Below are 24,240 nucleotides of genomic sequence, written 5' to 3' on the forward strand. Positions count from 1 at the left end.
ATTTTATTTTGGATTCAGTGGCGGACACGGGATTACATTTTCATGCCCTTGCCCGTTTTCTTCTGCGGCTTCTCCTGCTGCTGTTGCTGGCGGGCGTCCTTCGGGTTGGTCTGACCTTTCTGCAACGGCTCTCTCAGATTCTTTGTAGCCTCGTTGGTCTTGCCATCGTTGTTCACCGCCACCTGCGTGCGGCTCTCGTTGGACGGAGCAACCTGCTGTGCATTGTCAGGGTTCGTGTCGTAGCGGTACGGGCGTCCCTTCTCCGGGTTGAACTTGATATACATCGTGGCATGGAAGCCCTGCTTGTCGGTCACGTTCTCCAGCTTCACGGCTTTACCCGCCACATAGTCGGCTTTCTGCTGGTCGGTGAAGCTCACGCCGCTCCATTTGCTGATGGGGCGGATGCTGCCGTCCTCGTTCGTCCACGTGTTGCGGCGTTGCTCCTTCTTGGTCTGTGCGGCATTTTCCCCGCCCTGCGCCTGACTTTTCGATGTGTCGCCTTTGGTTTCCTGTGTCTGTGCGGTACGGGGCGACTTGCCGGTTCCCGGCACGAACTCCACGCCGCGCTGCTCCACGTTCACTTGCAGGGTGGTGACGAACTTTCTGCCGTCGTTGCGCTCGATGAGCTTGTCGCGTACGGGCAGTCCGGCGCGGAGCATGTCCCGCTCCTGCGTGGTGATTTCCGTCTTGCCGATGCGCTCCGGGATGCGCACCCTGCTTGCCGGAATGTCCGTGATTTCATTCGTCTTGCGGTCGATGCTGATGTAGGAGGGGATGATCTCGCCCGTTTCCCTGTCCACAATGTCCACGACCCTACCGAGATTGCCCGTTTCGCGGAGGTTCTTCCGGTCATTGTCGGAGAATTTGTGTTCCTTGTACTCATCCAGCTTCTGCTCCTTGCGGATGAAGTGCGGCACGAGGCTGATGTTTCCCTCACCGTCCTTCTTGAAGGAGAGGCGGGCGTCCAGCTCGAATGATTCGCCGCCGAAGGTCGGTTTGACCTTTACCAAGTCGGACTTGCCATAGTTGAGCATCTTCGTAAGGTCGCCGGACTTTTCAAGGTTGTCCCGCTTTACGCCCCATCTGTCCTCCAGCTCCTGCCAGTTGATTTTACTCTCGTCGATGGGCTGGTAGCCACGTTTGCCCTGCATCTGTTCGGATTTGTCCTGTTGCTGTTCTTTCCGTTGTTCCATGTTCTCCTGTTTTTGAGGTTCTTGTTTCTCTGTCTGTTGTGCTGCCATCTCTTCCTGCACCTTCTTCTCATAGTCGGAGGTGTCCACCTTGTGAGGGGCGAGCAGCTCCTTGTTCGCTTCGGGGTCTTTCAGCAGTTGCTTCATCACCTCTAAGAGATTTTCAGCTTGGTCTGCCGCAATGCGGTAGAAACCGAAGCGGCTGGGTTCCTTGCACTGCCGGAAGAAGTTCTTGAAGAAGTTGTCCAGCACGTCGCCATGTCGGTCGAATTGCAGGAAACTCTGCGCGTTCTCCGCTTTTGCGGGGGTGCGCTTGGGTGTGCCGTCCGCGTTCAGCCCGGCTACCACGCTGATCTCGCCTGTCTTCTCGTCACGGACTACCAGCACGTCCTTTTCGTCTTTTTTCTTTGCCATCTGAAAAATGTTTTAATGGGTTATTTATGAAAGAAATTATGGATACGAGCCTTGTAGAAGGCTATATCTTCCTTTTTGAAGTCCTTGATATGGTTGGAAAGGAATGTCAGCACGTCCTCCTCGCTGTAATAGGTCTTCTTGCCCAGCGTCTTGTAGGGCAATGCGCCTACGCTGCGGTAGCGTTGGAGGGTGCGTTTGCTTATCTGGAGCAACATGCACAAATCCTGATTGTCGAAAAGGCGGATGCTTTCCGTGATAGTGGGCTGTTTCCCCTCAGCCTTCATCGCCAGCAGCAGTTCGTCCTGACGGTCGAGCCGTTCCATCAGCTTCTGCATCCAGCCCTCGAAGTTGTTTCGTGTGAGCAGTTCCATGACCTATGTCCTCCTTCCTTTTGGTTTGCCGCCCGTGCGCAGCGTGTGGTTGTGGAACAGGGTGTCTATTGTCCCTTCCTCGTTCCTTACTGTGTTGTCCTCCAATAGCCGCAGTATCTCGGAAAGGCGGTAGCGGCAGCTTCCGCGTACCACCACATACTCGATACGGTGGTCGGTGCGCATACGCTGCATGGTGCGCTTGCTCACGTTGAGCATCTTCGCCGCCTGTGCCGTGTCAAGCAGCTTGTCTTCGGTTTCCCGCTTCCGTTTCTTCTCGTCCCTTGCCTCGCGGATGTACCCTGCGATGTTCGCAATCTGCGCCATCATCTCCTTGTAGGCGGAACTTTCCATTGTTATCACTTTCATGTTCAGTCCTTTCTTTTTGTTTCTGCGACAAAATTCGGCAATAAACAAAAGGGGCTTTAACAACTCACTACGTGACTCACGTAAGATTTTTGCGGAAGATGGCTCCGTAACCCGGTCAAACGGCGCAACAGGCAGCCTTTCAGCGGAAAACGATACGTCTTGTATGCCGTTTCGTTACCTTTGCGGCAAACTCTAAATGACATGAATATGGAAATAGTATCTATCGAGAAAAAGACTTTCGAGATGATGGTGGCGGCATTCGGCGCACTCTCGGAGAAGGTCGCCGCCCTGAGGCGCAAAAGCGACACGGGGCGCATGGAAAGATGGCTCACGGGCGAGGAGGTCTGCGGGCAGTTGAGAATAAGCCCGCGCACGTTGCAGACGCTGCGTGACAGGCGGCTTATCGGCTACTCGCAGATAAACCGCAGGTTCTATTACAAGCCAGAGGAGGTGAAGCGGCTGATACCGCTTGTCGGCACGCTCTATCCGCACGGCAGATGATTTGATTTATTCACCCACTGAATCCGAAGTTATGATGAACGAGAACAACGATGTTTTTACGATGGAAGACGAGCCGATAGCCTCTGTGGTGCAGGATATGCGCAAAGGCTCGAAATGGCTGTCCGCATTTCTGGAAAGCTACCGTCCTCCGCTGGACGGGGAACGTTACCTGACGGACGGCGAGGTGTCGGAACTGCTCCGTGTGAGCCGGCGCACCTTGCAGGAATACCGCAACAACCGCGTGTTGCCCTTCATACTTTTGGGAGGGAAGGTGCTTTACCCGGAAACGGGGCTGCGCGGGGTACTGGAAGCGAACTACCGCAAGCCGCTGGAGTGAGGCGGTTTCATGAAAAAGTAAACGGGTGACACCTTTTGTGGTGCTACCCGTTTACTTGTCTTATGGGGTATGTGCAATCAGCAATACCCGGCTTTTCCGTTCTGTATGAACATCACGTATGTCTGCCGTTTCTCTTGTGAGAGTGCCTTTCCCACCAGCCATGTGCGGAACAGGTGGGTGTTGTAGGTATTCACCCTGAAAGCGACCGGGATGATGATTTCAAGGGCGTACACGTCCGCGTGCAGCCCGTTTTCAAGCTGCATGTAGCGGCACACCTCGTAGTCGTTCAGCACGTCCGACTTGCGGACGGCTCTGATGGCGGCGTTCACTGCCGGGACGGTCGTATGGAACAATCCGGCTATTTCGGTGGCGGTCATCCACACGTCGTTACCGGTTACGCTGACTGCCTTGTCCTCGATGATGATTGTGTCACGTTTCATGGCTTTTCTTTTTAGATGGTGCAACCTGCAAATTCCTCGACGCCGTTCAATCTTGCGGCAAGGTTCTCCATGTCCTGATTGAGCTTCTCTTTGGTTATCTTTGCGTAAATCTGCGTCGTCTTTATGCTCTTGTGTCCGAGCATGGAGCTGACCGTTTCGATGGGAACACCGTTGGAGAGGAATATCGTCGTGGCTGCCGTGTGGCGGCTCTGATGCCACGTGATATGCTTGGTGATGCCGCAACGCTTGGCGACGGCACGGATACCGGCAAGGCACGTGTTATAATGCGGAACGGGAAATATCCTGCCGTCCCCGCACAGTCCCCGGTATTTGCCGATTATGCGGTTGGCGATGTCGAGCAGGCGGATGTTGGACACCACGCCCGTTTTCTGGCGGTTGATGTTTATCCACTCGTGTTCGTCGAAGTAGGTGCGGATATTCTCTTCCGTAAGGTTGCGCATATCCGCGAACGACAGCCCCGTGAAGGCGCAGAACAGGTAGAGGTCGCGGTACAATTCCTGTTTGGCGTTTTTCAGTTTCCCCTCCATCAGCAGGCGGATCTCATCTTTGGTCAGGAAACTGCGTGTTGTTTCCTCCTTCTTGATTTCATACTCGCGGAACGGGTCGCGCGTCAGCCACTCGTTGTTGATGGCGATGAATACCATCGTCCGTAACGGGCAGACGTACAGCCACACGGTATTGGTGCAGCAGTGCTTGTCCGTGCGCAGGAACATCTCGAAGTCGGAGATGAAAGCCGGGGTAAGCTCTTTTAGGGCGATGTCCTTCACATGGTAGCGGATGTCGAGGAACTCTTGCATGTGCTTGTAAACGGTGCGGTACTTCAGCAGCGTGCCTTTGGCTTTCATGCCTGCCTCCACCTGCTTCTCGTAGTCCTCGTTGTGCTGGCGGAACACCTGCATCAGCGTGTGGTAGCGGTGTTCCAGTCCGAGAAAGGCGTTCTTCACCTTCTCCGCCGTGACGAAGTTGTCACGCTCCATGATTTCCTGATAATGCCTGTTGATGCGTACCCGCATCTTGTCAAGCATACGGTTCGTTTCGAGTGCCGCCGTGCTTCTGCCCGTGACACGTCCACCTTTGGTGTCCCACAGTTTCGGATCGACAGTCAGTTTGCAGCTGAACTGTGTCTGGCTGCCGTCCACCGTGATGCGTCCCATGACGGGAACTGTCCCGTCCTTTTTCACTACCTGACGCTTGAGGTAGTAGATTACTGAAAATGTACTCTTCATTGTCCTTAATTTTTGGGTTTCAAAATTAGTTGGTGAAGAGTCCGGTGTTGGTACGCAAAACGGGGAGGAACGGCGCAATCTTTTTCCGTAACCTGATTTTTCGCATGAGTTATGGATAACTCACTATTCCTTAGAGCCTTGTTTCGCTATTCGTACCCGTTTGTCGCATTTTCGGGCATGGTTACGAACAAGTAACGTAGCGGCGTCAGGATTTGGCTTCGGCAGGGATTGTAATGGCTTCACGGATTATCGCCACTTCAACCAAAACCCTTGTAACTCAATTCTATCACTATATCTTTCCGCATTTCACTTTTTTGTAGTAACTTTGCACTGAAAATCACTATTGAATTTCCCATGCAAGGAAAATATTATAAATGGATTCTATTTCTGGCTTTTTTACTGCTTCTCCTCGCGGGAAGTATTGTGGCAGGGCTTTGCTTCGGGGAGATTCGTTTTTCCATTCAAGATATATTTCAACTCTGGAACGGGGACCCGGAGGATGTTCGCCTGAACATCCTGCGTCAATTAAGAGTTCCCCGCATCATTCTCGGATTTATCGTCGGCGGTGCTTTAAGCCTGTCCGGAGTCATCCTGCAAGGAATCTTCCGCAACCCGCTCGTTGAGCCTTATACCTTGGGGATATCGGGGGGTGCATCGGTGGGAGTCACGGCTGCCATCGTCCTGTCACTACATACCCTGCACGGGAGTTTTATGCTTCCCCTCGCCGGGTTTGCCGGGGCTCTTGTCACGGTCATTCTGGTTTACACGCTCGGAGTCCGACGAGGTAATGTCCGCGTACACAGCCTCCTGCTGACAGGGGTGATGATTAGCTTTATCTCTTCCTCGCTCATGTTGCTGATCATGTCCGTCACCAAAAGCGAGAACTTGCACGGCATCGTGTTCTGGATCATGGGTTCTCTGAATGAAACCGACCCGACACTTATTGCGCTGATTTCCGTGACCAGTCTCGTCGTGCTATGCCTTGCTTTTCTATACACCCCGGCGTTGAACGCCATGCGTTTGGGGTCGGAAAGAGCCATACAATTAGGTATTAATGCCAACCGGGCTATCAAGGTTCTTTTTTTGCTCAGTTCCCTACTTACCGGAATATGTGTTTCTATTGTCGGGGTTATCGGGTTCGTGGGATTGATTATCCCTCAACTCATGCGTTTTATCATCGGTTCCGATTTTCGGATTTTGCTCCCGAGTTCTTTTATCGGGGGAGGTATCTTCTTGATTTTATCCGACATTTTCGCCCGAACGATTATTTCGCCCAACGAATTACCGATTGGGGTAATCACCGGAATTATCGGGGGTGTCATTTTCATCCTCGTGATGAGTAACACCAAAACGAAAAAAACGATAGACTGATATGGATAACGCGATAGAAATAGAAAACCTTCAATGTGGCTACAACCATAAATTCACGATACGGGATATCTCGTTCAACGTGGAACGGGGTAAATTGACTTCCATTATCGGTCCCAACGGGGCGGGCAAAACAACTTTATTCCGAGCCATCACCGGCATGCTACCCGTGCAACAAGGCACTATCCGGATAAACGGCACGGACGCATTCCGCATGACACATAAAGCAAGGGCAAAACAACTTGCCATTGTCAACCAGACCGTGGAAGCGGATTTTATCTCTATCGAGGACTACGTTCTCATGGGACGCCTCCCCTACCACGCCCCGCTACAACTTTTCGAGAGCAAGGAGGACTACGCCATTGCCGAAAAGAATATGCGATTAACAGGTATATGGGAAAAACGTGCAAAACTCATGAACCAACTTAGCGGTGGCGAACAACAACTGGCAGCCATTGCCCGGGCTCTCACCCAACAAACGGAGATTCTCCTGCTTGACGAACCCACTTCCCATCTGGACATATCACACCAGATGCGAATACTGAATCTCGTGCAACGCTTGAACCAGGAACAAAACCTTACCGTGTTGCTTATCATTCACGACCTGAACCTCGCCAGCGAATTCAGCGACCGACTGATTATGCTCAAAGAAGGAAGTATTCACTCGAGCGGCACCCCGGAAGAAGTATTGACTTACGACAATATCGAAAGCGTCTACGACACTCTGGTTATTACTCAAAGTAATCCTCTTTCGGGTAAACCCTGCGTGTTCCCCGTGTCGGATAAACATCACTTCATAAATACAAAATAAACAGCAAGTACAAGACAGACACAAGCCGCCAGATGATTCCATTGGAACGTCACTCCTTTGAAAAAGACCATGGAAAAAATAATAAAGATGGTCAAAGTGATCACTTCTTGAACGACCTTCAACTGCATTAACGAGAAAGGTCCCCCGTTCCCGATGAATCCCAGACGATTGGCCGGTACCTGCGCACAATATTCGAAAAGAGCGATACACCATGAAAAGAGGATAATACCGAAAAGCGGCCAGTTATCTATCCACTTCATTTCCTGCAACTTCAAGTGTCCATACCAAGCAAATGTCATAAAAATGTTTGAGACAATCAATAATAATATCGCATAAAGTCCTTGCATAGTATCAAATATTAATCCATGAAATGATCTCTTAAATCGACGCGAAAGTATAAAATTTATTATCTTTGTTGATAACGATTGGGACAAACTTTTATCAAGTACCAGAATCATGAAAGCAAATAAAATTCAAAAAATAGAAATCCGCAATATATGGGGAAAATATAATTTCCGGTGGGAAAACTTGAATCCGGACGTGAATATACTCACGGGTATCAACGGTAGCGGTAAGACCACGTTTTTTAATATTATCGACGCCTTGCTATCTGCCGATGTCAAACGGTTGAAATTGTACAATATCGAGGCGGAAATCATGATCGACGGTAACGAGATCAATTTCCGAAAAGATAGTTCCGTGTCTTCCATAAGACAAAAACTAGCTGGGGTAAATTATCTGAAAATAAGTACATTCGATGTGCCTATCCGCGATAGACGAAAAATGGGTAAGGAAGACAGTCCCCTGTTGAGCGAGTTAAAAGAGATCGTGTACAGCGTGGGAGAGAACAACAACTCCTTTTCCGATTATCGTCTTCGTGCCACGAACTTTCCTGAGCAGGCAGAGAAAATCAACCGCCGGATTCGCGATTTCTATGACACGGTGAATCATCTGTTTGCCGGTACCGGAAAAACGATAGAAATTGACCCGATGACTAACCAGCTTGTTTTCCGTGACGGCAACGAGCTTATTCACCTGTACAAACTCTCCTCGGGAGAGAAGCAATTGTTAATCATCCTGCTCCGGGTTTTTCTCATGGACGGACAACCTTATATCCTTTTGATGGACGAGCCGGAAATTTCATTGCACATCGAGTGGCAATACCGTCTTTTTGAAGAGATTCAAAAACTAAACCCGCATTGCCAGATCATCACGTCCACGCACTCCCCGAGCCTTTTCGGCGACGGTTGGGGTGACAAACTCGTGTTTATCGAAGACTTATTAATTCAGTGACTATGACTAATTTTAGATTTATGATTTCAGATTTTAGATTGAGCCTGCCTATCAATCGTAAATCGTAATTCATAAATCGTAAATTAATTAATTTTCAATTGTTATGTTTCGCCCTCCTATATCAAAAGAAAAATATTACTACCACGCTGCCAAACGCTTTATGATGGACGCACAGTTGTTACGGTGTCGTGCCGCCATACACGTGGAAGACAAGGATGATATTGTATTCTGGAGTACCATTTTCAAACATTTTCGTCCTAATGACCGATTTCACTTTATCGCCGGCTCCCGGAACGAGAAAGGACACGAAACCAAAGGCGTGACACAATGTTTGAAATACATCAAATACTTGAATCCTAAATTCTTTATCTGCATTGACAGTGACTATCGTTATTTATTGCAGGAACGGAATATAGATATCAACCATTACATTTTTCAAACCTACACTTATTCTTTCGAGAATCATCACTGTTACGAAGAGGGACTAAATGACTTATGCCGCCGGATCACCACGTTGCCCAATCATCTTTTTGATTTCAGGCAATTCTTGAAAGAATATTCGAATATCGTGTACAAACTATTCCTTTGGCATCTTTATTTCCTTGTTGCCGATCCTAAACGCTTCTCGATAGCGGAATTCAACGAACTGGCATCATTCGAGTGGCAACGCCGCCCCGACATCCGACAGAACGGACGCAAAGAGTTGAATATCCTAAAAAACAAGGTCGATCGCAAACTGGCACAATTACGTAGAGCCTATCCTAAAGCAGACCTTTCTATTCTGGAAGATAAATATAAAGAAATAGGATTGACGCCCGATACGACCTATCTTTTTATCCGGGGGCATAACGTGTACGATATGGTCTATATGCTCAACCGGGAAGTGTGCAAAAAAGTTTTACGACAAGCGAAAGACGCCTCCGCAGGAACACATCCGCGAGTTAATTTATTCGGTTACCGGAATAGTATTGATGACCAACTGAAGAAAAATATCCAGTTCGGGGCTTATCCCGCTATCTTGAAAATAGAGGAAGATATTCACACGCTGTTCTGACATCGGATTTTATTTCCAAGGTTTTTCTGTTGCAAGGACAGCCGTATGCTTCGCTCCGGCTTTCCCAATCGTGAAGCGAACCGAAACATATATTCTCTTACCGGAAAGCGAGGATTCCCATTTCGGACTTTCCGCCAACAAGCGAATCAATTCTTTATTACTTTCTTTGGAGAAACCGTCTTTAATACGGATACGGCTAGGTACTTTCTTTTTATTCAGTTCAAAAGAAACCAGAATAATACCTTCATTTCCATTTTTCACGTCTTTTTCCGGGTATTTCAGAGCATCCGCCATGTAACGATTAAAACGTACAATATCATCCGCAGAAACTATCGTATCTTTTTTTAATTCATTCCCACTGACAGTCGCAACAGCTCCCACCATACTTGTTTTCTTTACTGTATTATAACCTGTAACGACGACCTCATCCAATTTCTGCTGGTCTACTTCCATCTTCACTTGTATCTGTGTCCCGGCTTTTACAACAACGCCTTGCATTTTCATCCCGATAAAATTAAAAGTCAAATGCGTTTTCCCCTCCGGAAGTTCCAACCGGAAAGTTCCTTGTTCATCAGTCACTGTCCCGACACTTGTTCCGGAAACAAGAATCGTTACTCCCGGTAATATCTCTCCTTTTTCATCAGTCACGATACCCTCCACCGTATTCATCGATACCCCACGTTCTTTTTTCATCACCTCCATCGCAACTTCCGCTTGTTCCGGTTGTACCTTCCGCAACATGCTCACGTGAGCCGAATCCTCTACACCATGACTACTATCCGCGGAAAAAACCTCAATAGCCTCACGCCTCATCTCTTGCGGGGCAACCATAGCCATTTCCTTTTCCAGAACTTTCGATGTATCTTCCCTTTCGACAAGCCACAAAATACCACACATCGCAAAAACCAAAAACGAGGCAGCAATATACAACCAGCTCCGGCTTTTCTTCTTACTCCCCCGGACACGCTCCTCCAAATGACGCTCCAAACGAATCAGACCATCAATCGGGTCACCCGGGGTAGAGGTCAGTCCTTCCAATGCCTCGTATAGAAACGGGTCAGACAAAGCTTCCCGCTCCAGCCGATTGGCGGACTCCCCTTTCCGGTTGCCCCGCAGGTAATCTTTTATATCATCATTCCGTTTCATACGATGTTATTCCTTTATGTTCCAAACACAATTTCAAATTTCGTTTCCCGTTCTGAATAAAACTTTTTACATTTTTCAAGGAAAACCCTGTTCGCTCTTCCACTTCCTTGTAAGAAAGTTCCTGCAGGAAGAAATAATTCACGCTGATACGCTGCTTCTCGGGGAGAGCCTCGATACAATCCTGCAATGCTTTTTCCCGTTCTTCATTCTCTCCTGCTATTGTAAGATGAAAATCATCGCAAAATTCCATAAAAGAATCGTCTAAAGAAACCGATAAATTTCTTGTCCGCTTCCGAAGTTCCATCAGACAATAGTTTCGTACGCAGGTATAAAGCCATGGCTTGAATGTTTTGATATCGCTCCCTTTTACTTTCACTATCAATTCCTCGAACAACTGCATAACGGCATCCTGTGCATCTTCCGGTCGTTTTAAATATTTCAATGCCACACCATACACAAGCGGCATATATCTTTTGTAGACCTCTACCAGATACACCAACTCTCCTTTTGCACAATACTTCCGCAAAAGTTCCTCATCTGTTCTATGTTCCTGAACCTGATTCACATCCAAGCATTGATTTTTACAAATATACGAATTTATAAAATTTCTTTCTCAAATTTATGGAATTTCTTCTGCCAAATCATCTTCTTGAAAAAATAACTCTAATATTATATCGCTTATGAGAACTTACCATTTATTCCAAAAGATCACATTTATAGTGAGTTTGCTAGTTAGCTTGAGCCTATTGGCTTCTGCCCAAAAATCTTTGGTCACGGGAAAAGTAATTACAGCCAAAGATGGTCAACCGCTTCCCGGTGTCACCATCATTATTAAAAACACTTCTATCGGGACGGTATCTAATGTATCCGGAGAATTTTCTATTCAAGCGCAAATTGGGGATACTCTTGTTTTCTCGTTTATCGGACTTCAAACCCGCCTAGTAAAAGTGGAAAAGACAAAATTACTCGTGAAATTACATGGAGATCAAAATCAACTGGAAGAAGTTGTCGTAAGCGGGTATCACACGGTCAAGAAAGAGGCCTTTGTCGGGAGTTGCGTTACAGTCAAGGGTAACAGCTTACAACGACGAGCAGATTATTACTCTAACACGGAAGAATACAATAGTTTTTCACAAAATCAATTCCGTAAAGCACTAGATGCCCCGCTTTCCACGTTCTCCATTGACGTGGATGTGGCTTCCTACTCGAACATGCGGCGTTTTATCAACAACGGGCAAATACCTCCCGCTGATGCCATTCGCACGGAAGAATTGCTGAATTACTTCACGTATGATTATCCCGCTCCCCGGGGTAATGATCCGGTGAGCATCACGACAGAAGTATCCGCGGCCCCGTGGAATCCGCAACATCGCTTGGTACACATCGGAATCAAGGCAAAAGAAATTGCCATGGAAAATCTACCCGCCTCCAACCTCGTGTTCCTGATTGATGTTTCCGGTTCCATGAGCGACCCGAATAAATTACCTTTGTTAAAGTCGTCGTTAAAAATGCTCGTGCAAAAACTTCGCCCGCAAGATCGGGTAGCCATCGTAACCTATGCAAACCACACGAAAGAGTTGCTGCCTTCCACGTCCTGTGAAAATAAACAAAAGATCATATCCGTTATCGAAAGTCTGTATGCCAGCGGCGGAACTGCCGGAGGCGACGGGATACAAAGAGCTTACCGGATTGCCGAAGCCAGCTTTATCAAGAACGGGAACAATCGGATTATTCTTGCCACGGACGGCGATTTCAACATCGGATTATCCTCTCCCCAAGAACTGGAGAAACTGATCGAAACCAAACGTTCTTCGGGTATCTACCTTACCGTATTAGGATTCGGTATGGGTAATTACAAGGACAACCGGGTACAAACGCTAGCTGAAAAAGGAAACGGCAATCACGCGTACATAGACAACCTGACTGAAGCAAAAAAAGTTCTGGTGAGTGAGTTCGGGGGAACATTATTCACCGTTGCCAAAGACGTGAAAATCCAAGTCGAATTCAATCCCGCGAAAGTACAGGCATACCGTTTAATCGGGTACGAAAGTCGTTTATTGGAAGACAAGGACTTTAACGACGACACGAAGGATGCCGGAGAAATGGGAGCCGGGCATAGCGTGACCGCCTTGTATGAAGTTATCCCGGTCGGAGTCAAGAGTAATTTGTTGGGAGATATCGATCCGTTGAAATACCAGAAAACCGAAAAGAAAGAGAAAAAATCACTGACGGATAGCCCGGAGTTACTGACACTGAAACTCCGGTACAAACAACCGGATTCAGACAAAAGTTCCAAAATGGAAGTTGCCGTCATTGATAAAAATACTTCATTGAATAACGTTTCCGAGAACTTCCGATTCTCGGCAGCCGTGGCAGGCTTCGGAATGCTGTTGCAAGACTCCAAGTATAAAAATGATTTGACTTACGATGACATCATCCATCTTGCCCGTGAAGCCACCCAATACGACCCGGAAGGCTACCGGAAAGAGTTTATCCGTCTGGTCGAAAGTGCCGCCTTACTGAAGTAGTACAATCTTACAGCCATCCTGCTCAAAATTAAAAAAGGTCTACAAAATCCGAACGGATTTTGTAGACCTTTCAAGTACTAAAAACAAGTGATTATTTTATCAAAATATCCCCTTTCAAAGCTGCCCGCGGAACAACAACTTCAGCAGAACCACAAGCATAAGCCCCGAGTACGTATTGTCCGTACAAAAAATAAACTGACGTTGCATTAAAATTGATTGCCCCCGCCAAGTCTAATGTAGGTTCCATCGTAAAACAACCGTCCGGATTCTTAAAATTAGCCTTCAACAGCGTGTTTATCTGTGCGGCATGGGCATAATTCAAGATTTCCTTGTTCGTTAGGAACTTTTGATTTTTCACGTCATAATTGAATGAATAATAAGTCGTCATTCCATGCGCTCCTCCCGTGAAGGAATAAACTCTTAAACGTACGCTGATAAATTGGTCGGTAGCCATAAACACGCTATCGTCAACCATCAACTCGTACTTCCAGTCCGGACGTTCATCCGGTTTGTCCGCAAATGTTTGGAATAATTCCGTGGCATCCGCCCGCAAGCTATCTTTCAAGTCATTTACTAACTTTTCGATCTTGCCGTTCAAAACCATGCAACTCTTGTTGATTGTCTCGTCTGCGGCAGAGAAGACCGAACGGTCGATCCGGATGTCACAATCTTCCGAAGTTACTTCCGAGTGCTCCTGTTTCACGTTCAGATTCTGAACTTTAGGCTGGCATCCCACGAACACGAGAGCCAATCCAATTGCCATAATTAGTGTACTTTTCATAGTGTGTTTTGTTTTTTTGTGTGTACCACAAAAGTATGAATTTAAACGAGTGGTTATTCACTCCTCACAATTATTTTTTTAACAAATCCAGTTCTGCCAATTTCTGTTTAATTTTCATCTGTATCATCGCTTTTGTCATCTCTTGGGTAATCTGCATCGACTCCATAAAAGCCTGATTATAACACTTTTTCGATTCCTCATATTCCTTCAACACTTTATTCGTATCTCCTAACATCGCCAAGAAATTAATCTTATCCAATAACGACACGTCCATGTATTGCAACGCCTTGATAGTCCATTCTTTAGTTTTCAAAATAACATCTTCAGGCACTTTTCCTCCCGTGGCGACATACACTTTTTGTGCAGCCATACCATAATCCGTCGCCCGAGCCTCATCTCCCAATTCTTTTAAATAAGCATCCATCGATTTCATGTACGCTTCGCCGTCCTTTTTATAAAATATCTGGTACTCGGCATCATACAGATAAGTAAACCGTTGGCGGGCGGACATCGTTTTTTGAGGAACCACACTATAAGTCAACTTCATATCCCCATCAATACGTTCCAGATATTTCTTATACTCTTCTTTCCCGGCACGTGCCAGATTCTCTATCATTTTATTATTATACTCCATCACGTAATAAGCGGGTCCTTCACCCAACGCCAGATACGCTTCCATATTTTTATTCATAAACTCCATCAGTTTATCCCCCGGTTTTTCCGCTTGGTGAAAGGTATTAATAATCCGATAATCCTCCGCATTGATTAGTTCCGGTCCCATCTTCAAATCGATATACTCTTTGAAGAGTTTCTCGATTCGGGCAATCCATTTGGCTCGTTCCATATCTTCCAATGTCCCCACGTAAGCCGGAGCCCCCGCCAACACCTGCTGCATCAACTGCAAATCATTTTTTGAAGATTTAAGTTTCGCGTAAGTCTCCTCGAAACTCATCTCGTCCCCACTGGCAACCTTTGCCAATTTCAGAAAAGCATCCCCCGCCAATGCACCGACGGACTGAGATAGAAGTTTTCCCTCGGCGCTAAAAAAAGCCAATGTCGGCAAAGATTTTACCTTATACTGTTTCACAACGGGTCTGTTTGCCGGCTCTCCCGTATCTACCTGAACAGAAATAAATCGCTCATTAAAATACTCCCCCACGGCGGGCAAAGTAAACACATCCTTGGCCATACGTTTACAAGGTCCGCACCAGTCCGCGTAGAAATCCACAAAAAGCATTTTTCCCTCTTGTTTCGCTTTTTCCAAAGCTGCATTAAAATCCCCCTCGAAAAAAACAATACCTTGTCCGAATGCCCGGACTCCCCCGAGCAATACCAATAATATAACTAAAATCGTTTTCATTTCTTTTCTGTTTAGGAGTAAACCCGGCACATCCTTGCCGGGTTTTACCCGAATAAATAATCTATTTTACAATAAACGTATATACATCCGGCAATGCAGATGAATAACCGTCATTCGAAACCCTCAACGTAACCACATAGCGTCCCGCGGGGAGTTTCGTGTACAAGGGTAATTCCATCACACCCCCTCCGCGAACAACGATTTCCTGTTTAAATAATTCAGCATCTCCCCCGTCCGAAGCCTTCACGCTCACGAACTCATACTGCAAAGGAGCCGTTCCCAGCACTCCTTGAATTTTCGGCGTCACCCAAGGAGCCTCATTAGCAATTCTAACAGCATCTTCTACCGGGTCTAACGTTTTTTTCACTTCCAATTCATTCGGCAAATAACCAGCATTATCCGCCTTCAAATACCCGATTTTCATATCCTGGCATCCCCAACAGGTCATGACCAGTACAAGAAATAAATATACTTGTTTCATCATCATATTCTGTTTTTATAATTGTCCCAAGGTGTAAGAGTAATCCAAAGAATGAACGAACCCGTTATCCGTTTCGATATCGGTTGAAGCCACATCAATCATAGCCCTCGAATCGAAAGAAATTATTTTCAGGTAAACGGGTCCCACGTCCGGGATATCATGATAAGTATCCCGAAACGAATATATCCAGAACTTTGTTCCAAAAGCATTCGTGAACACTTCGCCACCCTCGCCTTGTGTCTGCCCGAGAATCTGTTCTCCCCGGGGAATATCATCCCGCTTGTGAACACCCGCAACCACGTGTTTCAACAGCATATCCCGACATACTTCTACCGGAATATCTTGAATGGCGTCATATTCCTGTTCTATCATCCAACGAAGGATAGATAAATTCGTCGGTCCGAAAAAAGTCATTTTCTCGTACCCTGTCTGTTTTCCTTGAAACAAATCCTGCAACCCGGCACGTTCCACTAAAAGCAGAGTACTATCCCAATCGTAAGAACTGGAATGTAAATAATCGTACATCGTCCCGTCAAAACGACCGTTTGCCAATCCCGTGTCGATGTAATTGTATTTTGTTTCACAAGAAAAAAGCGAAAACAAAATCAAAAGCAATCCTATATTTTTCATCATTTTCATTTTTATTTACTCGAATTTTGACCAATAAATATTCTGGCGTATCAAATCATTATAGGTAAACGCATCACCGCCTATCGGCAGGAACAAAGCCCCATCCTTCACATCTTGCTGGGTCAACGTCTTGTAATTGCCTTCCATACACGCATGAACATACTCCAAACCATTCCGCATAATATCGAAATAACGGTGTCCCTCAAGCAACAATTCCCGCTCCCGCTCCTTGAAGATAGCCAACCGGATATCATTCTCACCCGGACGGGGATAAAGAGTCGCATGAGCTCGCCCGCGAATAGCATTCAAATCATCTATAGCCAAATCATCATCCAGCTTCGCGTAACATTCGGCTCTCAACAAATAAATATCCGCCAGACGCCAGTAACAATAATTCGCATCAATATATGCCAATTGAGGAGTCGGACTCCACGACACATCTTGATAAACGGCATCCCTCCATTTGTAGATGTAAGCAAATCCTTGGTTTACCTTATACATCGTATCATGTGACATAGAATCCAATTTATAAAAATACTCATCCCGGCGGTCATCCGTCTCTTCATAAAGATTTTTCACTGTTTCAGCTTTAATCGCAAAAGTCTGCGTTACCACGGAAGCGGGAGTATCCGTTCCCTTCACCGGCCAAGTAATATATTGGCGTCCGGGAAAATAAGCCATCGGATACTCTTGAAAGCGATCCAACTCGAACTCCAGAATATTTTCTTGGCTGGCTCCCATCCCTTTCATCGCTTTCGTACACACCTCTCCAATCGTACGCTCCAACTCGTAGTAACCCGCTTTCTTATCTATCAGAAGCGAACACCATTCAATAGCCTTTCCGTAACAATCTTTCGCATCCCCGTTCAACCCGTGCATCTCAATCATACTTCCTTTCCACGCGTACAAATGCGCCAACAACGCCGCACAACTTCCTTTGCACCCGTATTGTTTCGACACCCACGTATTTGCTCCCAAAAGAGGCATATCCTCGTATTTCGGCAATAGTTTGTATCCTTCCGAAGCATTCTTTATCGCCTCATCCAACACGTCCGACATCGAACTCTTGTTATACACTTCCATACTCGTGCTATTCTTCGTGATTACAGCCTCTCCCCACTTTCTGGCAAGATCGAAATAAACAAAACCTTTCACGAAATATGCTTGTCCGGCATAAAAGTCCAGTTTATCTTTTGAAACCCCTTCAGCCCGATGCAAATTATCCAATATCACGTTCGCCACGTAAATTAAATCATAATGATTTGTCCAATTGTTATAACTGGAATAAGGACTTACTAATGATGTCTGATTCAACATCCGATGATCTTGATAAGTTGAATTACCTACCAGATCAGCTATAAATCCGCGAAGAGGCATTATTTCATTCTCGAATGCTTTGTAACGGGAAAAGGCTTGTAGTTGAAACACTATCGCGTTAAAATCTTCCTCTGTCTTAAAGAAGTTCGTGAACGTGATGGCATTCTCCGGCTCCACGTCCAGCACGTTATCACACCCCCACAACAAGGGGAAAAGCAGTATATATATAATTTTCCTCATGGCTAAAATTTTACAGTTAATCCTAATGTCAATTTCCGGGCTAACGGGTAATACATGAAGTTATCGTACCCGGTATAGGGGTCTACGACTTCCGGGTCCACGCCGGAATAATTTGTCAACAGGAATAAATTCTCTGCCGTGAAAAACAAACGGCAACCGTCAATATTAATTTTCCGCATCCACTCTTTCGGGAAATTATACCCCAACGTCAATTGTTTCAACCGCAAATAATTCACCCGTTCTATGTTGGAAGAAACGGCTCCGTCAAATTGTCCCGTGTAACTCCGGCTACTAGAAGTTATGATCGGATAATCAGCCTTATCTCCCGGTTTCTCCCAAAATGTCGTATTTGCATAATCCACAAAAACCGTACTCGGTCTAAAATCGTACTGCAAAGAAGTAATTTTGTACAAATTAATAATCTTTCTACCTAACGTGTACGTGAACAAAACATTCAAATCAAAACCTTTCCACATAATCTCGTTAGCCCATCCTCCGTAAGCCTGCGGTAGAGTAGATCCAGCATAATACCTATCGTCGCCATTGATGACTCCATCTTGATTCATATCTTGTATCATTCTGGTTCCTGCGGCATACGGGTAACTTTTGATCATCGAATACAACAGATTTTTGTTCCCTTGTTGGTCATAATAAGCCGGAATATCTTTTTCTGACTCAATCATTCCTAAATCTTTATAAAGATAAAGCCCGTAAATAGGTCGCCCGAGCACCAACTGTCCGGTTCCGTTCACCATATCCATATCCGTGTACGACTTTTCGAAACGATTCCAGTTTCTTGAAATATTAAACTTTCCACGCCATTTAACCTCCGTGTCACGCAGAATATCATAGTTCAACTCCATCTCAATTCCCTCGTTAGAAATCTCCATCGCATTCTGCCATGCCGTTTTATGAAAATAATAATTCCCCGGCAAAGAAACGTTGAACAACAATGATTTGGAATACTTGTAATAATAATCCAATTTGAATTTCAAACGATAATCAAAAAGATCTATATCCAAACCTATATCGTATTGATCCGATTCCTCCCAAGTCAGATTAGTATTAATAATTTGAGAGGGCAATACCCCGGAATTTCCCAAGAAGTGATTCGCCAACTCAAGCGTCCCATGTGCCAAATAAGCATCCCTGAACTGTTGTCCCGAAGTACCCCAAGATGCGCGAATCTTCGCGTAACTCAACCACCATTTTTTGAAAAACGGTTCTTCCGAAAATGCCCAACCAACGGCAACCGACGGGAAAGTAGCCCAACGCACGTTTTCGCCGAACACGGACGAACCGTCCCTCCTTAGCGTGTACTCGAACAGATATTTCTTTTTATAATTATAAGCCAAACGCCCGAAATAACTCAGCATGATTTTTTCTTCAAAATTAGACCGGTATGCCTGCAAGGCTTGGATACTTCCATATTTTTCGTAAGTCGTCGGGAATCCGTCTAAAACATAGTGAATCTTATCACTCGGGGAACCTTTACCCGAAGCACTAAACTGGTCTTTTGCCTCTCTCGAATAAGACAATCCCAAAAGGATCTCCATATTATGATTATTCCGAATCGTCTTATTATAAACAAGCAAATTCTCGTTAGAAAACATCGTTCCGCTACTGATACTTCCCGTTGACACACTTAATTTATCTGTCGGATCCAAATAACTGGGGGTAAAAGAATTTCGTTTCCCTTCAGAGAAATCCATCGACAAACTGGAAGACAATTTCAGCCCTTTAATAAACTCATACGCTACAGCCAGACTGGCCCGAATCCGGTAAGTGATGTTTTTCTCGGACGACTCGTTTATCTGTTTCAACGTTTCCTTTTCAATATCCCCGGAACCCGGCAAAATAGAAAGATTCAATTTCGGGTCAACAGTCAACCGTTCGTACTTACTCGCGCTCGAGAAAGAAGTATTCGCCGCCCCCCGGCTCCGATCCGTATAAGCAAGATACAAACGTGCATCCACGTTCAAGTTTGTACGAGGAACGACATTAATATTCGTCAAAATATTAGCCCTTTTAAACTCGCTCCCCAGCATAATCCCTCTCTCGTTATACCAGCCTGCCCCGATCATGTATTTTATCGTTTCCGTCCCACCGGAAGCCTGAAGATTCGCATTCAAAATCTTCCCCGCATCGAAACAATATTTCCACCAATTCGTCGAATTATTATAAAAAGGATTCAGACTATCCTGCAAAGGTCTTACCATATCCTTCTGCGCATCATTTAAAACATATCCGTTATTCCAAAAGAAATCATACGCGCCATTCTGGTGATATGCCTCCCGGTAAGATTCTGGCATTTTATAAATACCTGTCTGCCAACTCCCGTAAGCCGCACGTACACTTCTAAACTTATAGATATTAGCCATACGTTCCAAGTGTCCGCCCGTCTGCACCGGGGTTTCGGGCAAAATGGAATAGGAGTATGACACGTTAGCCGAAAATTTTCCTCGTCCCGTTTTCCCCTGCTTCGTGGTGATTAAGATTACGCCGTTACTCGCCCTTGAGCCGTACAATGCGGCAGAAGCGGCATCTTTCAAGACTTCAACGGACTCGATTGTCGAAGGATCTATCTCCGCCAAGGTGTTCGTCCCCGTCACGGGAGAAGTAAAAGAATGCACGGGTACACCGTCAATGATATACAAAGGAGTCCCGTCCGTCTGGGATTCTGATAACAACGAATTATAGCCCCGGATATTGATACGGGTACCGCCACCACCGGGAGAACCGGAAATACTAGTCACCTCGACTCCCGCCATATGCCCCTGCAACAAATTTTCCAGACTTGCGGAAGGCACCTCTTCCAAATCTTTCGCTTTCACGGAAGACACCGCACCGATCAACTCTCTCTTTTTCCGCTCTCCATAAGCCACCACGGTTACCTCGTCCAAACCGGAAACTTCGTCCTCCAACACCACGTTCACGGTCGTTTGCCCCTTCAACTCCACCTCTTTCGTCTTCATACCCACGAACGAGAACAATAATCTATCCACCGAACCGGGAACTTCAAATTTATAAGTTCCATTTACATCGGTCACCACCCCAATCGTCGTTCCCTTCACGTAAACAGAAACCCCGGGCAGCACCTCATTCCTCTTGTCTTTCACGACTCCGGTAATCACTTTTTTCTTCTCGTTCAAGGCAGCTTTCTTCTCTGCTTCCGCCTTTTTCTTGATCACGACCACGTTCTTCTCCAATGAATAAGTGTAATCGGTTCTCCTTAAACAGACATTCATCACGCTATCAATCAACACGTCTTTGACGTCAATCGTGATTTTCCCGATTTTATTCACCGCATCCATGCTGTACACGAACGTCATCTTGCTCTGTTTCTCCACAGCAAAAATGATGTCCAACATCGAAGCATTCTCCCTTTTCAAGGTCAATCTCTCCGTCTGGGCAAAGGCGTTACCAAGCATCCCGCCGCCAAAAACAAACGCCAAACAGAGGCAGACTTTCATACAAATTGTATTTATTCTCCTTTTTTTATCGTGCAGGAGCCACGTCCAAAGATTTTTTTTCATAACTTTGAAGAATTAAATTGATTTTGAATTTAACCAAATGGGTGGCAGGAAATAATCACCACAAAATTTCCGCTACCCGTTTTTATTTATATTCAGCTTAACATTAAGTTCCACTCATCACGGTCAACGTCTTTCCCTTCATCGTGAATCTCACTTCCCCGGTCAATTCCAATATATCCAAGAGTGTATCCACATGCTCGTATTTTTCCAATTTAAAACCGAACCGTTTATCTGCCATCTCCGGGTTCTGGTAAAAAATCTCGAAATCATACCAGCGTGCCATCTCCTGCAAGATATCATCCAACCGCTCCTCGTCAAACACGAACACCCGTTCTTTACGCAAACGATAACTCTCCCCGTTTATTTTCCGGTAAGAAAAATCTCCCGTGTTCTTGTGGAAGACAGCTTGCATATTCGGACGCAACACGTTATCCTTCACGCTTACCACCCCCTCAACCAACGAGGTTTCCACAACATCCATATTATTATAGGCTTTCACGTTAAAACTTGTTCCCAGTACCTTCACGTCGAGCGACTTCGTTTTCACGTAGAAAGGATGAACGGGATCATGATGTACCTCGAAATAAGCCTCTCCCGACAAATACACTTCCCGTTTATTTCCTTCAAAACGGGTCGGGAAACGAATTTCCGATTCGGCAAACATCCAGACATTTGTGCCATCGGCAAGCTTCAGATTATATTCTCCTCCCCGGGGTACCACGACCTTGTGATATTCCACCTTCGCATCCATAACGGAATCCAGACCGGAATAATCCAATCCCTGCCCTTCAGCCAGCGTGACACCAAAATCATTCAATTCTTTCGTCACGTTTTTTACTGTATCCAAAGCTATACATTTTCCCCCGGGTAGTTCCAACATCGTTTTGTTGGATTCAAAATAAGCATCCACGATATATTGAGGACGATCCTCCTGTTTACTTTTATTCACCAGAAAAATCGAGGCGGCTACAGCAAGAGGCAAGGCAAAAACAGCCGCCCACCAGAACATCCGGTACATCATCCCCGAAGACTTCTTGCCTGTAACTTTCCGAATCCTTTCCCAACTCTTATCCGCGCTAAACGATGCGTACATCTCTTTTTTGGCGGCAATAGATCGTTCGTCCTGAACCCGAGCCAGAAGTTGCTCTCCCTCCGGATGAGCATGTAGTCGTTTTTTCAACTCGACCTCCTCCTCCGGTGAAAGTTTTCCCTTCAGGTATTTCGTGATTTGTTCTGCTAATTCTATCGATTCCCTATATTTTTCCATAAATGTTTTCCTGACTATTCATATATAATATGCAGAAACACGATTTAGGGGTGACCGGGAATGCGTTTTTTTTGAATTTATTTCAAAAATCTCTCTACAAATTCATAAGAACAAGAAAAAACACGAACAAATTCTTCAATTCCTCCCGCAAAAAAGCATAGGCTTTTCTTTTCTGGGTCTTGATCGTGTTCACGGATATATTCATCTTCTCGGCGATCTCCTCCTGCGAACAACCATTCATACTCATTACCACGATTCGTCGTCTTTCGGGAGGTAATTTATCAATCGCGCAAATAATTTCCCGGTGTACTTCTTCCTCGATAATAGCATTTAATACACTATCCGAATCATCTTCTATAGCCGGATTTACATCTTCATTTTCCCGGTGTTGCCGTAAATAATACAAGGCATTGTTACGAAGTGCCTTGAATAAATAAGCCTTAAAATAAACCATATCCGTGTAGATACCGCGCTTTTCCCAAATATGAATAAAAGTATCCTGCACCACATCTTCCACCGCTTCATGCTCTTGAATATACCGTTTCACGAAAGCACACGACGGATTAAAAAAGTTGTCAAACAACTTTTTAAAAGCTCTCTCGTCACCGTGGTTAAACTGATACAATAACATCTGGCACACCGTATAATTCGGGTGCAAGTTATGACTTTTTTTCAAAAATATCAACACAAAAAAGGCGACCCTTTCGGATCGCCCTTATCTTCCCTACAAATCTCCACTACTATTTTAACAATAAATCACCCTTCAAAATCATGCGGGGAACGGATACCTGAGCCGCTCCACAATAATGAGCACCTAATACCAAAGGCTCATAGGTAAAACAAATATCATTCGTTGAAAAATTTACGGTCGTCACGTTTGACAATGTCGGTACATCCGTGAAACAATTGTCCGGGTTCTTGAAATTCGTCTTGATTTGTTTGTCAATCTCGGCACTCTTGTTGTAATTCAATATATCTTCCGGTTCAAGGAATTTACCCTGTTTCATGCTGTAATTAAAAGCATAATACTCCGTCAACCCGTTCGCTCCTCCCGTCAACGTGTAAACAACCAGACGCAAGCTGATATAACGGTCGTCTGCCATAAAAACACTATCCTGAATATCCAGAGTAAACGGTATCATGGGATTGATCTTCATCTCCTGTGCTTCTTGCAGGTATTCTTTCAATTGTTCTTTCAAATCATTTTGCAGACTGTCAATCAATTTTGTCACCCGCTCATTCACCTCCTTGCATCCTTTCTCCAAAGCCGCATTCTGAGCCGAAAATACCGGACGATTCACTGATACATCCCATTCATTGTTCGTGTAAGACAACGTATTCTCCTCTATATTAATCGTCGGTTTCTGACACCCGACAAAAAACAAAGCCAACAATGCTGCAATAAAAGTATAACTCCTCATAATATCTTCCTTTAATAACAATTTCCGTTGTATACGGAAGGTTTGAAATAAAGGTTCCAACCAAAAAGACTTTTAACCACGGAACGAGTAAAGCACATGTGGGTGGAATCATAAATCTAAAATCATGAAATCAAAAATTAA

The 24,240-nt window shown here is 45.5% G+C and carries 24 protein-coding genes; 7 read left to right on the forward strand and 17 right to left on the reverse strand.

Going from position 1 to position 24,240, the window contains the following annotated elements; all coding sequences use genetic code 11:
- Window positions 1-32 precede the first annotated feature (32 nt).
- The 3 genes from H8S64_RS00985 to H8S64_RS00995 are packed head-to-tail and all read right to left on the reverse strand — an operon-like array spanning window position 33 to window position 2,404.
- On the reverse strand, window positions 33-1,604 hold the full coding sequence (locus H8S64_RS00985; protein WP_004291455.1) for a DUF3945 domain-containing protein: 1,572 nt from the start codon (window positions 1,602-1,604) through the stop codon (window positions 33-35).
- Between the two features lie 20 nt (window positions 1,605-1,624).
- Entirely contained in the window at window positions 1,625-1,975 is a 351-nt protein-coding gene (locus tag H8S64_RS00990) for a helix-turn-helix domain-containing protein (RefSeq protein WP_004291454.1), read from the reverse strand.
- Between the two features lie 3 nt (window positions 1,976-1,978).
- Window positions 1,979-2,404, reverse strand: a complete 426-nt coding sequence (locus tag H8S64_RS00995; protein ID WP_004291432.1) for a helix-turn-helix domain-containing protein — start codon at window positions 2,402-2,404, stop codon at window positions 1,979-1,981.
- A gap of 138 nt (window positions 2,405-2,542) precedes the next feature.
- Here H8S64_RS00995 and H8S64_RS01000 point away from each other — a divergent pair, with 138 nt between their 5' ends.
- Window positions 2,543-2,842, forward strand: coding sequence for a helix-turn-helix domain-containing protein (locus H8S64_RS01000; RefSeq protein ID WP_004291426.1), 300 nt, complete (start codon window positions 2,543-2,545; stop codon window positions 2,840-2,842).
- A gap of 31 nt (window positions 2,843-2,873) precedes the next feature.
- Complete coding sequence (locus tag H8S64_RS01005) at window positions 2,874-3,179, forward strand: helix-turn-helix domain-containing protein (protein WP_004291424.1); 306 nt, start codon at window positions 2,874-2,876, stop codon at window positions 3,177-3,179.
- A gap of 77 nt (window positions 3,180-3,256) precedes the next feature.
- Here the strand turns inward: H8S64_RS01005 and H8S64_RS01010 are convergent, their stop codons facing one another.
- Both H8S64_RS01010 and H8S64_RS01015 read right to left on the reverse strand, forming a co-directional pair.
- Complete coding sequence (locus H8S64_RS01010; RefSeq protein WP_004291423.1) at window positions 3,257-3,619, reverse strand: hypothetical protein; 363 nt, start codon at window positions 3,617-3,619, stop codon at window positions 3,257-3,259.
- Between the two features lie 11 nt (window positions 3,620-3,630).
- Complete coding sequence (locus H8S64_RS01015; protein WP_004291422.1) at window positions 3,631-4,866, reverse strand: site-specific integrase; 1,236 nt, start codon at window positions 4,864-4,866, stop codon at window positions 3,631-3,633.
- Window positions 4,867-5,220: 354 nt separating this feature from the next.
- Between H8S64_RS01015 and H8S64_RS01020 the strand changes: the two genes are divergently transcribed.
- Window positions 5,221-6,237 (forward strand): FecCD family ABC transporter permease, encoded by a 1,017-nt coding sequence (locus H8S64_RS01020; protein WP_186974599.1) that lies wholly within the window; start codon window positions 5,221-5,223, stop codon window positions 6,235-6,237.
- A gap of 1 nt (window position 6,238) precedes the next feature.
- A complete protein-coding gene (locus H8S64_RS01025; RefSeq protein WP_186974600.1) occupies window positions 6,239-7,045 on the forward strand; it encodes an ABC transporter ATP-binding protein in 807 nt (268 codons plus the stop codon).
- Here the strand turns inward: H8S64_RS01025 and H8S64_RS01030 are convergent.
- Window positions 7,024-7,392 carry a DMT family protein gene (locus tag H8S64_RS01030; RefSeq protein ID WP_186974601.1) on the reverse strand — a complete coding sequence of 123 codons (369 nt, stop codon included), beginning with the start codon at window positions 7,390-7,392 and terminating at the stop codon, window positions 7,024-7,026. The genes H8S64_RS01025 and H8S64_RS01030 overlap by 22 nt on opposite strands.
- Before the next feature lie 109 nt (window positions 7,393-7,501).
- On the opposite strand from H8S64_RS01030, the gene H8S64_RS01035 reads away from it, so the two are divergent.
- The gene (locus H8S64_RS01035) at window positions 7,502-8,338 is read left to right on the forward strand and encodes an AAA family ATPase (protein ID WP_099290996.1); all 837 of its coding nucleotides are present in this window, start codon (window positions 7,502-7,504) and stop codon (window positions 8,336-8,338) included.
- A 103-nt stretch (window positions 8,339-8,441) separates the two neighbouring features.
- Window positions 8,442-9,392, forward strand: coding sequence for a DUF4435 domain-containing protein (locus H8S64_RS01040; protein ID WP_186974602.1), 951 nt, complete (start codon window positions 8,442-8,444; stop codon window positions 9,390-9,392).
- Between the two features lie 9 nt (window positions 9,393-9,401).
- On the opposite strand, the gene H8S64_RS01045 is transcribed toward H8S64_RS01040, so the two are convergent.
- Window positions 9,402-10,538: a carboxypeptidase-like regulatory domain-containing protein gene (locus tag H8S64_RS01045; protein ID WP_186974603.1), complete on the reverse strand. Its 1,137-nt coding sequence runs from the start codon at window positions 10,536-10,538 to the stop codon at window positions 9,402-9,404.
- Window positions 10,525-11,103, reverse strand: a complete 579-nt coding sequence (locus tag H8S64_RS01050) for an RNA polymerase sigma factor (protein WP_366482331.1) — start codon at window positions 11,101-11,103, stop codon at window positions 10,525-10,527. Before H8S64_RS01050 ends, H8S64_RS01045 begins: the two co-directional genes overlap by 14 nt.
- A gap of 115 nt (window positions 11,104-11,218) precedes the next feature.
- Here H8S64_RS01050 and H8S64_RS01055 point away from each other — a divergent pair, with 115 nt between their 5' ends.
- Window positions 11,219-13,066, forward strand: coding sequence for a vWA domain-containing protein (locus tag H8S64_RS01055; protein ID WP_186974604.1), 1,848 nt, complete (start codon window positions 11,219-11,221; stop codon window positions 13,064-13,066).
- Between the two features lie 91 nt (window positions 13,067-13,157).
- On the opposite strand, the gene H8S64_RS01060 is transcribed toward H8S64_RS01055, so the two are convergent.
- The 9 genes from H8S64_RS01060 to H8S64_RS01100 all read right to left on the reverse strand — a co-directional run bounded on the left by H8S64_RS01060 (window position 13,158) and on the right by H8S64_RS01100 (window position 24,099).
- On the reverse strand, window positions 13,158-13,847 hold the full coding sequence (locus H8S64_RS01060; RefSeq protein WP_186974605.1) for a DUF4163 domain-containing protein: 690 nt from the start codon (window positions 13,845-13,847) through the stop codon (window positions 13,158-13,160).
- A gap of 70 nt (window positions 13,848-13,917) precedes the next feature.
- A complete protein-coding gene (locus H8S64_RS01065) occupies window positions 13,918-15,207 on the reverse strand; it encodes a thioredoxin family protein (RefSeq protein ID WP_186974606.1) in 1,290 nt (429 codons plus the stop codon).
- Between the two features lie 61 nt (window positions 15,208-15,268).
- Window positions 15,269-15,691 carry a hypothetical protein gene (locus tag H8S64_RS01070; protein WP_255469371.1) on the reverse strand — a complete coding sequence of 141 codons (423 nt, stop codon included), beginning with the start codon at window positions 15,689-15,691 and terminating at the stop codon, window positions 15,269-15,271.
- A gap of 12 nt (window positions 15,692-15,703) precedes the next feature.
- Entirely contained in the window at window positions 15,704-16,321 is a 618-nt protein-coding gene (locus H8S64_RS01075; protein WP_186974607.1) for a fasciclin domain-containing protein, read from the reverse strand.
- Between the two features lie 12 nt (window positions 16,322-16,333).
- Complete coding sequence (locus H8S64_RS01080) at window positions 16,334-17,875, reverse strand: RagB/SusD family nutrient uptake outer membrane protein (protein WP_186974608.1); 1,542 nt, start codon at window positions 17,873-17,875, stop codon at window positions 16,334-16,336.
- A 2-nt stretch (window positions 17,876-17,877) separates the two neighbouring features.
- Window positions 17,878-21,411 (reverse strand): TonB-dependent receptor, encoded by a 3,534-nt coding sequence (locus H8S64_RS01085; protein WP_186974609.1) that lies wholly within the window; start codon window positions 21,409-21,411, stop codon window positions 17,878-17,880.
- A gap of 103 nt (window positions 21,412-21,514) precedes the next feature.
- Window positions 21,515-22,678, reverse strand: a complete 1,164-nt coding sequence (locus tag H8S64_RS01090) for a FecR family protein (RefSeq protein WP_099291005.1) — start codon at window positions 22,676-22,678, stop codon at window positions 21,515-21,517.
- Window positions 22,679-22,772: 94 nt separating this feature from the next.
- A complete protein-coding gene (locus tag H8S64_RS01095; RefSeq protein ID WP_186974610.1) occupies window positions 22,773-23,336 on the reverse strand; it encodes an RNA polymerase sigma factor in 564 nt (187 codons plus the stop codon).
- 82 nt (window positions 23,337-23,418) lie between these two features.
- Complete coding sequence (locus H8S64_RS01100; RefSeq protein WP_186974611.1) at window positions 23,419-24,099, reverse strand: PdaC/SigV domain-containing protein; 681 nt, start codon at window positions 24,097-24,099, stop codon at window positions 23,419-23,421.
- Between the last annotated feature and the right edge of the window lie 141 nt (window positions 24,100-24,240).

Source organism: Butyricimonas hominis (assembly GCF_014287455.1).
GTDB lineage: Bacteria > Bacteroidota > Bacteroidia > Bacteroidales > Marinifilaceae > Butyricimonas > Butyricimonas muris.